Source organism: Tepidiphilus succinatimandens (assembly GCF_006503695.1).
Classification (GTDB): Bacteria; Pseudomonadota; Gammaproteobacteria; order Burkholderiales; family Rhodocyclaceae; genus Tepidiphilus; species Tepidiphilus succinatimandens.
Window position 1 is genome coordinate 94,195 of the sequence record NZ_SBIK01000008.1, and the last position, 14,508, is coordinate 108,702.

The 14,508-nt window shown below is 63.6% G+C and carries 12 protein-coding genes and 1 pseudogene; 2 read left to right on the forward strand and 11 right to left on the reverse strand.

All coding sequences use genetic code 11. The annotated features are described in order from the left end of the window. Positions 1-66: 66 nt before the first annotated feature. The 6 genes from EPD82_RS06565 to rfaD all read right to left on the reverse strand — a co-directional run bounded on the left by EPD82_RS06565 (position 67) and on the right by rfaD (position 6,758). Positions 67-750 (reverse strand): glycosyltransferase, encoded by a 684-nt coding sequence (locus tag EPD82_RS06565; protein WP_055423939.1) that lies wholly within the window; start codon positions 748-750, stop codon positions 67-69. Positions 751-1,007: 257 nt separating this feature from the next. Continuing rightward, positions 1,008-2,537, reverse strand: coding sequence for a hypothetical protein (locus EPD82_RS06570; RefSeq protein WP_055423938.1), 1,530 nt, complete (start codon positions 2,535-2,537; stop codon positions 1,008-1,010). Further along, positions 2,534-3,583 carry a lipopolysaccharide heptosyltransferase II gene (gene waaF, locus EPD82_RS06575; protein ID WP_141056175.1) on the reverse strand — a complete coding sequence of 350 codons (1,050 nt, stop codon included), beginning with the start codon at positions 3,581-3,583 and terminating at the stop codon, positions 2,534-2,536. Before waaF ends, EPD82_RS06570 begins: the two co-directional genes overlap by 4 nt. Before the next feature lie 143 nt (positions 3,584-3,726). Further along, positions 3,727-5,193 (reverse strand): bifunctional D-glycero-beta-D-manno-heptose-7-phosphate kinase/D-glycero-beta-D-manno-heptose 1-phosphate adenylyltransferase HldE, encoded by a 1,467-nt coding sequence (gene hldE / locus EPD82_RS06580; RefSeq protein WP_141056176.1) that lies wholly within the window; start codon positions 5,191-5,193, stop codon positions 3,727-3,729. Next, positions 5,178-5,771, reverse strand: a complete 594-nt coding sequence (locus EPD82_RS06585; protein ID WP_141056177.1) for a D-sedoheptulose 7-phosphate isomerase — start codon at positions 5,769-5,771, stop codon at positions 5,178-5,180. The genes hldE and EPD82_RS06585 overlap by 16 nt, the downstream gene beginning before the upstream one ends. A 15-nt stretch (positions 5,772-5,786) precedes the next feature. After that, complete coding sequence (rfaD, locus tag EPD82_RS06590) at positions 5,787-6,758, reverse strand: ADP-glyceromanno-heptose 6-epimerase (protein WP_141056178.1); 972 nt, start codon at positions 6,756-6,758, stop codon at positions 5,787-5,789. A gap of 519 nt (positions 6,759-7,277) precedes the next feature. Here rfaD and EPD82_RS12300 point away from each other — a divergent pair. Beyond that, positions 7,278-8,948 (forward strand): annotated as a pseudogene (locus EPD82_RS12300) (sulfatase-like hydrolase/transferase). Between the two features lie 27 nt (positions 8,949-8,975). On the opposite strand, the gene EPD82_RS06605 reads toward EPD82_RS12300, so the two are convergent. Beyond that, complete coding sequence (locus EPD82_RS06605; RefSeq protein ID WP_206202221.1) at positions 8,976-10,055, reverse strand: PA0069 family radical SAM protein; 1,080 nt, start codon at positions 10,053-10,055, stop codon at positions 8,976-8,978. Positions 10,056-10,149: 94 nt separating this feature from the next. Here EPD82_RS06605 and EPD82_RS06610 point away from each other — a divergent pair, with 94 nt between their 5' ends. Beyond that, the gene (locus EPD82_RS06610; protein ID WP_206202222.1) at positions 10,150-10,521 is read left to right on the forward strand and encodes a DUF4870 family protein; all 372 of its coding nucleotides are present in this window, start codon (positions 10,150-10,152) and stop codon (positions 10,519-10,521) included. Between the two features lie 15 nt (positions 10,522-10,536). Here the strand turns inward: EPD82_RS06610 and EPD82_RS06615 are convergent, their stop codons facing one another. From EPD82_RS06615 to EPD82_RS06630, 4 genes are all read right to left on the reverse strand, one after another. Beyond that, positions 10,537-10,986, reverse strand: a complete 450-nt coding sequence (locus EPD82_RS06615; RefSeq protein WP_420824931.1) for a flavodoxin family protein — start codon at positions 10,984-10,986, stop codon at positions 10,537-10,539. Between the two features lie 118 nt (positions 10,987-11,104). Further along, a complete protein-coding gene (locus EPD82_RS06620; RefSeq protein WP_055423930.1) occupies positions 11,105-12,085 on the reverse strand; it encodes a 2-hydroxyacid dehydrogenase in 981 nt (326 codons plus the stop codon). Positions 12,086-12,214: 129 nt separating this feature from the next. Continuing rightward, positions 12,215-13,351: a GGDEF domain-containing protein gene (locus EPD82_RS06625; protein WP_170210800.1), complete on the reverse strand. Its 1,137-nt coding sequence runs from the start codon at positions 13,349-13,351 to the stop codon at positions 12,215-12,217. Positions 13,352-13,616: 265 nt separating this feature from the next. Further along, a complete protein-coding gene (locus EPD82_RS06630) occupies positions 13,617-14,381 on the reverse strand; it encodes an SDR family NAD(P)-dependent oxidoreductase (protein WP_055423928.1) in 765 nt (254 codons plus the stop codon). Between the last annotated feature and the right edge of the window lie 127 nt (positions 14,382-14,508).

A 14,508-nucleotide genomic window follows, 5' to 3' on the forward strand; every position in this document is an offset into this window, starting at 1 on the left:
TACAACGATAAAATGATAATCGCCATTTATGCCAAAAGATTGAAAGCAGACAGTGCAGCTCGATTTCTAGCCGATGCCCCTTTGCAGACAGTAATCCATCAGGATGCGCTCTCTATGCCATTCGCATGCCATGGGTTCGTCGGCGAATTCATGGAATGAGGGTGTGCCCAGCGTCCAGTGCAACAATTTAGCATGCGGGTTGGCGCCAAATTCGTCGGGCAGCCAGTTCCATACCTTCGGTAGTTCCCCGATGAGGTCGTCGGTCAGCCATGTAAAACGATGCAACTGCGCGCCGGTTGCGTTCTGCACGAAATCGGCCGTCAGTACTCTGTTGGCTTCATGACCACAGTTCCATAGGATGACGCTAGACCAGTTCTTGCGAGGGTAATCTTCATTCTTGGCGCCCAGATACTTCTGCTTCAGGCGGGTTTTGTAGTCATGCTTGACCACCATGACCGCCTTGCTGGGATCCCGCATTTCCCACAGTTGCACGATGTCGTCGCGCACCAGCATATCGCCGTCCATGAAAATGGCCCAACCCTGAAAATCCATCAGCAGGGGGGTGAGAAAGCGGCTGTAGATGAACTGGTTACTGCCGTCCGTGTGCCTTTCGGCATAGAATGTTCGCAAGTTGTTGAGGGAGAGCGGATGCAGCGCAACCGGGGCGCTGGAATGGCGGATGATACTGTTGGCGCAAACATGATAGGCTACCGCTTCCCTTGGGTCGTAGCCGATGAATATATGAATCATTGCAAATCACTCCTAAATTTTAAGTTTACACTGCACATGATATTGGATGCGTTGACATTACCATTTTACAATGGAAAAAGATTCCAGGACATGCAAACCGGAAACTGAATTATCATTTCAACCTGGTATTCCGCTGCAATGGTGAACATCTCTATTCCAATTCGTGTACGCGGAAAAGCATTCTGTTATTATCCCATCTTCTGGTGCCTGAGCCAGGTCGTTGGCCTTACCGTACGATGGCTGACGTTGCGTCCGTTTCAGGGAGATTTCTGCACGCGGTAGATCAGGATGCGCTTGCCACGTCTATTCTCGAACATGGCCAGCGGCTCGCCCAAGCGGGCACTCATGAATTGCTGGTGCTCCCTCTCCTTTCTGGAAACGTGCACCACTAGATAATCGTATTGCTTGATGTCTCCTGTGGTGATCAGCCGCTCGATTTCCGCCAACGGTACTTCCTCGCGGCTGGAAGAGTCTTCATTGACGTAGAAGCGCATTCTGCCGTAGTCGTAATAGATACGGCTGCCGACGGGGACGTGGGTGTTGATCCACTTTGCCGCATTCTGCTCGAAATGGTCCCTGGCGTCGCTCGGCCGCAGGTTGAGTACGAGCTGCAGCCCCAGTAGTGCTGTGAGCGCAGGAAATATCCACCTGCTGCCGATCTGCTGACGCCATCTAGTGAACAGCGCTGTTGCACCGAAGGCAGCGTAGATCAGGATGATCAGGCCCAGCGGTTGCAGGTAACGCTTAGGCAGCGTGAATGCACTCAGGATGATGAAGACGGCGTTGATGAGGCCAATCGCGAACAGCCAGCCGAGCAGGTATGCATGGCCTGGATTCGCGGACGGCTCACGGCACTGTAAGCGGGAATACGCAGCGAACAGTAGCTGTGGCCAGCCGACGGAAGTGGCCGTTTTGATGAGTACCACGTAGGCCAGCGTAAGCAGGAGGCCGGGCATACCGTAGTCGTTCAGATACTGCCCGAGGATGACGTTGACGTAAAGGTCGGCCTTTTCCTCGAGGCCCTTGGTAAGCTGGTAGAAAACGTTTTGCGCGACTGTTAGCGGATCCTTTAGACGGCCCAGCTGGTGGGCATTGACATTGGGGAGTAATAAGAGCGCCATGCCGAGCAAGACGGCGCTGGCGGCCAGGAACGTGTTGGCCTTTGCCAGCGCCGTCAGGTTTTGACGCCAGTCGTAGCCGCTGCGCAGCAAGAGCGCTAGCGGTAACAGCGCGAGATAAACGATGCCCTCGATGCGGAACAGGGTGGCGATCGCGGCGATGATTCCCCAGGCCAAGGCGGCACTCCAGCGATGGGTGGCACTGAAGCGCAGCAAAAATACGATGCTCCAGACATGCGCGGCCAGAAAACCATGATCGCGTAGCACCATGGGCAGGTAGTTGTTGACCAGGGGAGTGGCTGCAAACAGCATCAGGGCGGCGGCGAGCATGACGCGGCGGTTGCCGCCGAGTTCTCTCACCAGTACCAGCAGGCCAGCGCTGGTCAATGCAAAAGTCGTGATGGTAATGGCATGGGCCGAGGCCAACAATTTTAGCCCCGTCGCGTGATGGATGGCAGCGATCAGCAGGGAATACAGCGGCCAGTTGTACAGGGCGAACCCCGCTTTCCATGCCCCTTGGCTGAACTGCTTGGCGGCCTCGATATAAACCATGCCGTCGCTGTTGAGAAAACCGTTGGACTGGAAGATGACCCATGCTGCCACCATGGCGCCGAGGATGGCTCCTAGCCAGGGTATGCGATGCTCTTCAAGAAGTTTTTTGACGATCATGCTGGATCCGTTTTCGATGTATTTATTTTATCCAAGCGCTGGTGCAGAAGGGCGATGACCTGCGCCGGAGCGATGTCGCGCAGACATTTCAGATGCCCGAGAGGACATTCGCGCGCAAAGCAGGGGCTGCAGGGCAGGCCCAGGTGGAGAATGGAGGCGCGCTCGCTCATCGGTGGCGTGTGGTGCGGGTCGGAGGAGCCGTAGAGGGCGACCAGGGGGCGATCGAGCGCGGCCGCCACGTGCATGAGGCCCGAGTCGTTGCTCACCACGGCCGAGCACAGCGACATGAGGTCGATGGCTTCGCCCAATCGGGTCTTGCCGCCCAGATCGAGGCAGCGGTTACCGCTCAGGCGATCGATGGCCTGGGTGATCGCGGCGTCCTTGGCCGAACCGAAGAGCCACACTGCATAGCCTTGCTCCAACGCCCAGCGGGCCACGGCGGCGTAGTGTTCTTCCGGCCAACGCTTGGCGGGGCCAAATTCCGCGCCGGGGCACAGGCCAAGGACGGGGCTATCAGGCAGCTCGCGCCCCAGGCGGCGCAGCGCCTGCAAAGCCCCCTCGGGCGAGGCGATGAGCTCGGGGCGCGGCAGGGGCTCGGGCAGCGGGGCTTCGGGCGGCAGGCCGAGGGCGACGAAGCGCTGCACGGTCATGGGCAGCCGAACCGGATCGAGCCGACGCAGGTCGTTGATGAGTCCATAGCGCATCTCGCCGCGAAAGCCGGTACGCCGGGGGATGCCGGCGACGAAAGGCAGGATGGCGGATTTGAAGGAATTGGTGAGCAGGATGGCTTGCTCGTACCCCTTGGGGCGCAGCGCCCGTCCGATGCGGATGCGCTGCCACAGATCGAGTTTGCCATGCTGAAAGGGCAGAGCGATGGCTTGACGCACTTCCGGCATCCGTTCCAGCAGCGGCAGGGTCCAGGCGGGTGCGGCCACGTCGATCGCGCAGTCTTCGTCCTGCTGCTCGAGCAGCTTGAAAAGGCTCTGCGCCAGGATCATGTCGCCGATCCAGGAAGGGCCGATGACCAGGATTTGCCGGTTCGTCATGGGCGCCTCGAGCAACCTACTGCGCGGCTGCATGGCGGCGTTGCGCGGTGCTCGGATGCTCGCCTATCTTCATGATATGTCTCGCCTCCTGCGCTCCGTGCGCCTTGCCCTGCAGTCGCTCGCGACGGTTTTTCGCGGCGCCCTCATGCGCTGCCGAGCTTGCGCAGGATGTTGCTGGTACTGCGTCCCGGCACGACGTCGATGAGCGCAACCCTCCCGCCCCAGGATTTGACTTCCTTGCCGCCCACCACCTGGTCTTCGGTATAGTCGCTGCCCTTGACTAGCACATCCGGGCGGATGGCTTCGATCAGGGAGAGCGGCGTGTCTTCGTTGAACAGGACAACGGCATCGACCGCTTCCAGGGCGGCGAGCACGCGGGCGCGGTCCTGTTCGTGGATGACCGGCCGGCTCGGACCCTTGAGGGCGCGTACCGAGCGGTCGGTATTGAGCCCGACCACCAGGCGATCCCCCAGCTTGGCCGCCTGTTCCAGATAGACGACGTGGCCGGCGTGGAGGAGGTCGAAGCAGCCGTTGGTAAACACGATGCACTCACCGTTGGCGCGCCATTGCCGGACGCGCGCCAGCAGCTGCGGCAGGTCGCAGATCTTGTCCGCCTGCTCGCGGACTTCCTCGACCGCGAGTTCGGCCAGCAGTTCCTCGCGGGCGATGGGCACGGTGCCCACCTTGCCGACCACGATGCCGGCGGCGAGGTTGGCCAGATGCAGCGCCTCGGCCGGCTCGAGCCCGGCCACCATCCCCGCGGCCAGCGTGGCGATGACGGTGTCCCCAGCCCCCGAGACGTCGAACACCTGGCGCGCCATGGCGGGCAGATGGAGCGTGCGCGTCTCGTCGAGGAGCGTGATGCCCTCCTCGCTGCGGGTGACGGCGAGGAAGCGCAGATCGAGGGCGCGGCGCAGCGCCTGCGCGGCCTGCAGGAGCTCGTCGAGATCCTGGCCGGAGACGCCGCAGGCTTCGGCGGTTTCCCGCCGGTTGGGCGTGAGGGCGGTCGCGCCGCGGTATTTGCCGTAGTCGCGCCCCTTGGGGTCGACCAGTACGGGGATGTCCGCCTGGGCGGCGAGGTCGATGGCGAGCCGGCAAAGCTCGGGGGTCAGGACGCCTTTGGCATAATCGGAGAGGACGACGACGGCCGGTTTCCGTTCCATCATCTCGCGCAGCAGGCGGCTCAGGGCCTCTTGCTCGCCAGCGTCGGGGGCGGCCGTGGCTTCGCGATCGAGCCGCAGCATCTGCTGGTGGCCGCCGAGGATGCGGGTCTTGGTGGTGGTGGGGCGCGAAGACGAGGTGAAGAGCGCCTCGGTGCCGACGCCTTGACTGGCGATGGCTGCGACGAGCTCGCGTCCGGGCGCGTCGTCGCCGACGGTGCCCAGCAGGCGGCAGGGCAGGCCCAGGCCGGCGAGGTTGGCGGCCACGTTGGCCGCTCCGCCGGGGCGGCTCGATTCCTTTTCCAGCAACACCACCGGCACCGGCGCTTCCGGCGAGATGCGTTCGACCTTGCCCCAGAGATAGCGGTCCAGCATGAGGTCGCCGATCACCAGGGCCCAGGCGTCGGCGGGAAAACCCTGACGGAGCGCCTCGATCAGCCGTTGCTGCATGGTGTGGAATCGAGGGTTTCGGCGTCGATGAGGTCACAGAGCATGTGACCGACCAGGATGTGGGCCTCCTGGATGCGGGGCGTGTCGTTGCTGGCAACGACGAGGCTCAGGTCGCAGCATTGCGCGAGTTTGCCGCCCCCGCCGCCGGTCAGCCCGATGGTGAACGCGCCGATTTGGCGCGCGGTGTGGATGGCGGCCAGCACGTTGGGGCTGTTGCCGGAGGTGGAGAGGCCGATCACCACGTCTTTCGGGGTGCATAGCGCTTCCACCTGGCGCGAGAAGACGTGTTCGAAACCGTAGTCGTTGCCCACGGCCGTGAGGATGGAGGTGTCGGTGGTGAGCGCGATGGCGGGCAGACCGCGGCGTTCGCGCTTGTAGCGGCCGACGATCTCGGCGGCGATGTGCTGACAATCGGCCGCGCTGCCGCCATTGCCCAGCAGCAGGATCTTGCCGCCGGCAAGGAGGCAGCTTCGCAGCCGCATGCCCATCTCGATGAGGAGCGGCATCTGCTCATGCAGCGGTTCGGTGGCTGCTCGATGTGCGCTCAGCGCTTGCCGTATGGCCTGTTCCGGAATCATTCGGTTCCCGAGGTCTCAGCAATAGGGGTCGGGCTGCAGAAGGTAATTCTGCACGTAGTCGCGTATGCCCTCTTCCAGCGGATGGAAGGGCTGGTCGTAGCCCGCCGCGCGCAGTTTGCCGATGTCGGCCTGCGTGTAGTACTGGTATTTGCCTTTGAGGTCGTCCGGCATGTCGATCCAGGTGATGTGGGGGCGTGCGCCGCAGCTCTCCATCACGGCCGTGGCGAGGTCGAGGAAGGCGCGGGCCTGACCGGTGCCGACGTTGTAGAGGGCCGAAGGGCGCGGGGCGGCGAGAAACCAGGCTACGACCGCGGCAACATCTTTGACATAGACGAAATCGCGCAGTTGCATGCCGTCGGCCACGTCGGGGCGATCGCTCTTGAACAGGCGCACCGTTCCGCCGGTGCGGAACTGGGTGAACGCATGGTAGGCTACACTCGCCATGCGGCCCTTGTGGTATTCGTTGGGTCCATAGACGTTGAAAAACTTGAACCCGGCCCAGCGCGGCGGGGCATGGCCGGCTGAGGCCTGACGCAGCGCCCATTGGTCGAACAGGTGCTTGGAGTAGCCGTAGGCGTTGAGCGGGCGCAGGCCGTCGATGCTCGCGTCGCTGTAGCCGCGCTCGCCGTTACCGTAGGTGGCGGCCGAGCTGGCGTAGAGGAACGTCGCTCCCTGCTGCGTACAGAATTGCCACAGCCGCTGCGAATAGCGCAGATTGGCTTCGAGCAGCCGGTTCCAGTCGCGCTCCGTGGTGTCGCTGATGGCGCCCATGTGGATGACGGCCTCGACCTGCGCGCCATGACGCTCGAGCCAAGGAAAAAGCTCATCCTTGTCGAGATAATCGGCGTAGGTGCGGTGACAGAGATTCTGCCACTGCTCGGGATGGGTTGGCCGATCGACGAGGAGCAGATCGTCGCGCCCTTGGCGGTTGAGCTGCCAGGCGACGATGCTGCCGATCATGCCGGCGCCGCCGGTGATGACGATCATGAGATGGGCGTCAGACAAACATGGAAAAATTTCAGTATAACATCTTCACCCGTTCATGGGATAAGATGCGCGCGGTTCGGACGCGGCGCGCCTCATCCGTGGGCTGGCGGTGGCCGTGAGAACTCGGCGGCGGCGGGGCGGTCGAATCCGGTCGATGCAGCCGCCGGCGCAAGCAAGGATCGCGCAATGCGGCATCTTCCGGCTGGCGACGATCCAAAAACCTTTCCGAGTTTGACGATGGAGCGGCACCCCTTGAACGAACATACCTACTGGCGCAGTGTACGGTTCGCCTATTTCGCGCTGGTTTATCTGGTCCTGCTGTGGATCAACGCCGCGAACGTCGACTTTGCGGCTGCAGCCGGCGGTGGCTACGGCAATCTCTTGTTCCTCGTCAATGCGTTCGCGAGCTATAACGCGCTCTACTTGCTGCCGGCCTTGGTGCTCACTTGGCTCGCCGGCCGTCCGTGGCCGTGGCGGTGGTTGCGCCTGCCGCGAGGCGCCGTTTTGGCCGCCAATGTCATGGCAGTCTTGACGGGAGCCCTGACCACCCTCTTTTTCTATGCCAATGCCAAGATCCATGCCCTCTACGGCATGTTCATCAACGGGTTCGTCGTCAATCTGGTGATGACGCCGGGCGGCCTCGAATCGCTGGGCGGCAGCGCTTCCTCCACGCTGGGCTTCGCGTTGATCGGTCTGGCGTTCTTCCTCGGTCATGCCCTGTTGTTCCTCTTGCTCGCCTTCTCGGGCCGGCGCTTCGCGCTGCTGCGCTGGGAAGTGCGGCGGCTGGCGCGACCGCTGCTCGTGCTGCTGTTGTCCTCCATGCTGGGGGATCATTCCGTCCATGCCTACGCGAGCGCGATGGGCAAGTCCGACGTGCTCGAACTCACCCAGGAAGTGCCTTTTTACGTCGGCACCACGGCCCGCAGCCTCTTCAAGAAGCTGGGCTTCGAGGTGGCGGCGCAGGAAAAATCCTTGGATCTGGAAGGACGCCTGCAATACCCGGCCAAGCCGCTGGAATTCACCAAGCCGGAGAAGCCCTACAACATCGTCTGGCTGGTGGCCGAATCCTGGCGCGCCGATACCCTCGATCCGGAAATCATGCCGGCCACCTGGGCTTTCGCCCAGAAGGCGCAGGTATTCGCCAATCATTACAGCGGCGGCAACGGCACCCGGATCGGCATCTTTACCATGATGACGGGGCTGCCCGGTACCTACTGGGACGCTTTCCTCAAAGGACGCCGAGGTGCGCCCCTCATCGAGGTGCTGCAGCAGCAGGGTTATCAGATGTCCTTGTACACCAGCGCCAAATTCAGCTATCCGGAGTTCGATCAGACCGTCTTCAGCCAGGTGCCGCGCGAGCAGCTGCATGAAATCGACGCGCCCCTTGCCGGATGGGAAAAAGACCGGCAGAACGTCTCCGATCTGCTGAAATTCATCGACACGCGCGATCCCGCTCGGCCTTTCTTCGCCTAGATGTTCTTCGAGTCGCCGCATGCGCGCTACTACTTCCCGCCGGAGAGCGTGATCCGCACGCCTTATCGCGACGACATCAACTACGCCACGCTCGACCGCGACGAGCTGCAAAAAGACATCGTCCCGATCAAGAACCGTTACCTCAACGCCGTGCATCACCTGGACAGCCAATTCGCTCGGATCCTCGAGTATCTCGAGACGCATGGCCTGTTGGAGAACACCCTCGTCGTGATGCTGGGGGACCACGGCGAGGAGTTCATGGAAAACGGCTACTGGGGGCACAACTCGACGTTTTCCGATCCGCAGACACGCACCCCGCTGATCCTGTGGATTCCGGGCCGCGCTCCGGCCGTGCATGAGCAGCTGAGCAGCCACCTGGATGTCGTCCCGACCCTCATGCCCCTCTTGGGCGTGAAGAATCCGCCCGAAGACTATTCCTCCGGCTACGATCTCTTTTCCGGCAAGCGGCGCGAGTACGTCGTGTTCAGCGATTGGTCGCGCGTGGGCTATAAGGATGCCGACGTCAAGATTGCTTTGCCGACCAAGATGCAGGGGTTTGTGGGCAAGCGCATCAGCGGCCCGAACGACGAGGAGCTCGCGCCGCAGCGCGCCCAGGAATTGCTCCAGAGCAAGCAGCCGCAGTTGGTGCGCCTGATGCAGGAATTGGGGCGGTTCAACCAGAAAAAAACCGTGCAAACCGTGAGCGCAGGGGAATAGGGCTAGCCCAGGAAGGGCGAATCTGTTTCAGAAAAGCGCCTGCTGCACCGGTTCGCCGGCGCGCTTTGCCGGCGGGCGAAAGAGGTGCACGGCAAGGGGTGGCAGCGGACGGTCGAGCCCGACGCGGCGGCGGGCGATCGCGAAGCGCTGGGCGAGTAGCTCCGCCCACGGGCCTTGGCCGCGGAAGCGGACGCCGAACGGCCCGTCGAGCGCTCCGCCGTGCAGCTCGCGTAGCCGCGCGAGGATGCGCTCGCGCCGCTCGGGGAAATGCCGCTGCAGCCAGTCGTCGAAAATCCCCTCCAGCTCGTGCGGCAGGCGCAGAATGCTCATGAAGGCGCCCACCGCGCCGGCTTCGGCCGCGGCGGTGAGCACGGCTTCCATGTCTTCGGTGAGGAAGGGGATCTGCGGCGCGAGGCTCACGCCCACCGGCACGCCGGCCTGCGCGAGCGCCGCGATCACTTCCAGCCGTCGCCGCGGGCTTGCCGCGCGCGGTTCCAGCCGGCGGGCGAGTTCGGCGTCGAGCGTAGTGAGCGTCACATAGACTTCGCACAAGCCCGAAGCAGCCATGGGGGCGATCAGGTCGAGATCGCGCAGGATGCCGCTGCCCTTGGTCACGACCGACCACGGATGGCGCGCTTCGGCGAGCACTTCCAGCACCGCGCGCGTGAGCCCCAGTTTGCGCTCCACCGGCTGCCAGGCGTCGGTGGCGGTGCCCAGCGCGATGGGCGCAGGTCGATAGCTCGGCCGGGCGAGTTCTTCGCGCAAGCGTTCGGCCAGATGGCGCCGGGCGATGATGATGCGTTCGAAATCGAGCCCCGGTGAGAGGTCCAGCCAGGCATGCATCGGCCGGGCGTAGCAATAGGCGCAGCCGTGCTCGCAGCCGCGGTAGGGGTTCAGCGAGCGGTCGAACCCCAGGTCGGGCGAGCGGTTGGCGGTGATCGCACTGCGCGCCTCTTCCCAGCGCACTTCGGTCGGCGGGGCTGGAGATGCCTCTTCTTCTTGCGCCCAGCCGTCGTCGAAAGGCTCGCGCGCGAGGCGGGCGTAGCGGTGTGGCGGTGCGCTCGAGGCGCCGCGGCCGCGCAAGGTGGAATCAGGCGGTTGCTTCACGATCGATCGCCTGTCCGGTTTTTGGGGGTTCTTGCCATTTTTCGCTAAGATGGTCCCAGTTTTACCTTATCTATTCTGCCGGAAAGGAAGTCTCATGGAAATCATCGATGCGGCCACGTCGAACGATGCAAGCAGGATCCAGGAAGCGAAGAAATGGGCGACCGTCGTCTACGCGCTCTATGCGATCTCCTTGATCCTGGGGGTCACCTACCTGGTAGGGATCATCGTCAACTACGTGAAATATCCCGATGTGCGCGGCACCTGGGTCGAATCGCACTTCCTGTGGCAGCGCCGCACCTTCTGGTACAGCCTGCTGTGGAGCTTGGTAGGGGTGCTCACCGCGTGCGTGGCGGTAGGATACTTCATCTTGTTCGCGGCATGGGTCTGGGTGATCTACCGCATCGTCAAAGGCTGGATCTCTCTCAGCGACGGCAAACCCATGTATTCCGCTCCGGGCGCGGTGTGAGCGTGCTTCGCCGGATCATGCCAGCCAGGCCGCCATGGTCGCGCCCAGGGTGCGGCAGCGCTCGCGTTCGGCCTCGGGCAGCGTTTTCGGGGCCATGATCGCGTCTAGCGTCTGCGCGTGGGTGAGCACGATGTGGGCGGGGGCGAGTGGCCGCAGGCGCCAGCCGGTACAGATGCGTTCGATCTGGCGCACGGCGCCGCTGCCGTCGCTGCCGGCGGCGACCAGGGCGAGGTAGGGCCGGCCATTGACGCGATCGAGCACACCGTAGTAGCAGCGATCGAAAAATTCTTTCATCTCGCCGGAGAGGGTGGCGAGGTTTTCCGGGGCGCAGAAGAGATAGCCCTGGGCGGCGAGCACCTCTTCGAGCGTGACTTCTGCCGCCCGGCGCAGACCGATGGGCACGCGTGCGACGGCGTCGAGTTCGCGCAGGGCTTCGAGGGCGCCGTCGCGGGCCGCCTCGGCCATCTGCCGGGCCGTGCCGGTGCGCGAGTGCCATACGATCAGCAGGTGGGGTGTACTCCCGGCCGTGCGCTCGCGCGCGCTCGCCGGTGGACTGCCACAGCCGGCGGGCCGTGAGCCGCGCTCACTCATAGTCGCTCCGGTCGACCAGGCCATGGATGGGTTCTCCCTTCAGCGCCCGGGCGAGGTTGTCGCAGGCACGCTCGAGTGCCACCCGTTCCCAGCCGGGGATGCGGGCGGAGTTGTGGGGGCTGCCGAGCACGTTGGGGAGGTCGAGGAAAGGATAATTCATACGAAATTCGCCGTGCCGGAAGGGTTCGACCCACCAGGCGTCGATCGCGGCCTGCGCCTTGGGGTGGTCGCGGAGGAAGTCGTAGAGCGCTTTTTCGTCGACGATCTCGCCGCGGGCGACGTTGATGAAGATGGCGTCGTCCTTGAGCCAGCCGAGCTCGCGCGCCCCGAGCAGCCCACGGGTTTCGCGGTTGAGCGGCAGGCAGACGACCACGACGTCGGCGAGCCGCAGGGCCTCTTCGAGGTTGGCGAGGGTGCCGCAGCGCCATACGGGAACGTCGGTCTTGCCGCTGCGGTTGATGGCGAAGAGGCGCACGTCGAAGATACGCAGTAGGTCGGCGCAGGCGCGACCGATGCCGCCAAAGCCGAGGATCGTCACCGTCTTGCCGCGCAGCGTTCCGGTCTCGCCGAACTGTGCGAACACGCCCTGCTGCAGCAGACGATGGTAATGGAGGAGCTTCTTGCTCAGGGCAAGCGCCGTGGCGAGCACGTATTCGGCCATCGGCTCGGCGAAGCCGCCGACGTTGCTGGCGACGATCGTCGCCTCGGGGATGCGACCGAAGTCGACGTGATCGACTCCGGCGGTGGTGAACTGGACGAAGCGCCAGCGTGGATGCTGCGGCCACCACGGGCCGAATTCCCGCTGCGGATTGAGCGTGAGGAGATATTCGGCCGCTTTGAGCGCCTCGCGCCGTTGCGCTTCGGGGAGTTCGGCGAGGAAGACGATCCGGCCGAGCCCGCCGAGCCGCGCCTCCACGGCTTCACGCACGGCGGGGTCGAGGGTGACGAGAACGGTGGGCGGGTCGGTCGTCATGGCGTCACTCCTGAAATGAGGTCGAGGGGAGATGCGATAGCCCCACATTATCAGTCTATATCTCTGTCGGCGATCCCGTCGATGGTTCGGGGGGCAAGGGGAGGCTCCAGAGGCATGGTGCGGCGATCGTTACGGTAGCGACGAGAACGCCACGACGCGGTTCCGCCCGTTGCGTTTGGCATGATAGAGCGCGTCGTCGGCGGCTTGCAGCAGCTGGGAGAATTCGTCGCCCACCTCGTTCGAGCAGGCCACGCCGATGCTTATCGTCAGGGGAAGCGCCGGATTCTCGTTGGGGTGGACGCACGCAGCCACGGCAAGGCGAAACCGTTCGGCGAGAGATGCGGCTTCCGTTTCATTCGTCGCCGGCAAGAGCACGCAGAATTCTTCTCCGCCATAGCGGGCAAAGGTGTCGTGTTTGCGCAGCATCGTCTGACCGAGTCGGGCGATGGCACACAAGACCGCGTCTCCTGCTGGATGTCCGTAGGTGTCGTTGACGTGCTTGAAATGGTCGATGTCGATGAGAAGCAGTGACAGAATACCGCCTTTGCGGAGCTCGAGCGTTTGCCAGCGGGCGAACCGTTCTTCCAGGCTGCGGCGGTTGCGTGCGCCGGTCAGGCCGTCGGAGCTGGCGAGGTGGTTCAGGTCATTGGTGATGCGGGTATGGACCATCAGCATGAAACTGGAGACGAGGATCATCTGTAGCACGCTCAGGAGGAACTGCATGATCGGGTTGAGCGAAATTCGGGCGTAGAGACCATAATCGGGAGGAGCTGCGGTGAGCAGATAGAGCAGTCGGACGAAAAACAAAAGTGCCAGGCCAAGGAAGGCGGCGCCGGTCAGTCCGGCGGCGATGGACGGTGGGGCGGGAGCGCGTAGGGCGGCATGGGCGCACAGCAGGCTCCACGTACCCATCAACAAGGAATTGAAGATCGCGCGGTAAAGCACGTTGGGCGCAAGGATGGCAAACCACAGATTTCCGAGCAAGGCCAGCCCCAGGGAGAGGAGGACGGGCCACCACATGTAAGGGCGGGCGTAGAAGCTGCGCAGCCCCTGCCATTGTAGGGCGAGGCCGAGGACGATCAAGGCGCTGCCGCCGACGATTAGCCAGGAAGCGAGGGGTTGGCGCGGCTCGGGCAAGGCCAAACCGAAGGCCAGGCCAATGCTCGCTTGGGCAAGCGCCCAAAGACGCAGGCCGCGTGGGTTTCCTTGCTGGATGCTGGCAAGCAGCAACTGGCCCGCCATCATGAGGGCGAGAAGGGCCGTCATCACCATCATCGTTCGGATGTCCAGCGGGATCATCGAGCCTCGACAGAGCCGCGGCATGCGGCAGCATGAGATGATGGGATGGCGTTCTGCTCAGCGGTTCTTTTTTCCTCGTTCGAGGAACGGCTGGCTCGGGTGCAGCGTTTCAAAGCCGTAAGCAGCGGCTAGGACGGGGAGCGGATCGAGCGTATCACACGAGTGTGGGAAAGAAAATCGCCTGCAGAGGCCGTAGGCGAAGGAAAAGTTCCGAGCGACTCACGCCAGAAGGCTAGCGCAACACTAGCCCGCCATCGACGCAGATCGTCTGGCCGGTGACGAAGGCAGCGTCGTCGGAGGCGAGCCAGGCGGCGGTGCCGACCAGGTCTTCAGGAACCTCGAGCCGCGGGATGGCCGACTGTTCGGCGAGCTGCTTGGCCATGGCTTCGAAACCGTGTTCGCGAACCGTCTCGCTTTGCGTCAAGCCCGGCGAGATGGCGTTGACCGTGATGCCGTGGCGGCCAACTTCGCAGGCAAGGGCGTGCGTGAGTCCGATGACGGCGGCCTTGGACGTGATGTATTGTGCGCCGTTGCCGCGGCCAAGGAAGACGGTGTCCGAGGCGATGTTGATGATGCGCCCCCAGCGCTGCGCCTGCATGTCGGGAAAGACGGCGCGGGCGCACAGCCACGGGCCTTTGACGTTGACCGCCATCGCCTTGTCCCAGACTTCTTCTTCTAGTTCGGTGAAGGGGCGGGCGGCCCGCTCCAGGCCGACGTGGCGCAGCATCACGGCGGCGTTGTTGACCAGGATGTCGACTTTGCCGAAGCGTTCGCGGATGCGCCGTACCGTTTCCTCGACCTGGTCGGCCTGCGAGACGTCGCACACGAGCGGGAGTACGTCGGGGCCGATCTCGCGCGCGGCCGCTTCCAGCACGTCGGGCGTGGTGCCGCAGATGGCCACTTTTGCGCCTTCCTGATAGAGGCGGGTGGCGATGGCCTTGCCGATGCCGCGCCCGCCGCCGGTGACGAGCGCGACGTGGTTTTCCAGTCGTTTCATGGTGAAGGCTGCTCTCAAAAACGTACGCAAAAGTGCGCACGGTTTTCTTCCTGCCCCGAGCCGTCTCGATGACCGTGCTCGTGCCTGACAGGCGTGACTTTCCCGACTACTTCAGGAACCCCTCCTG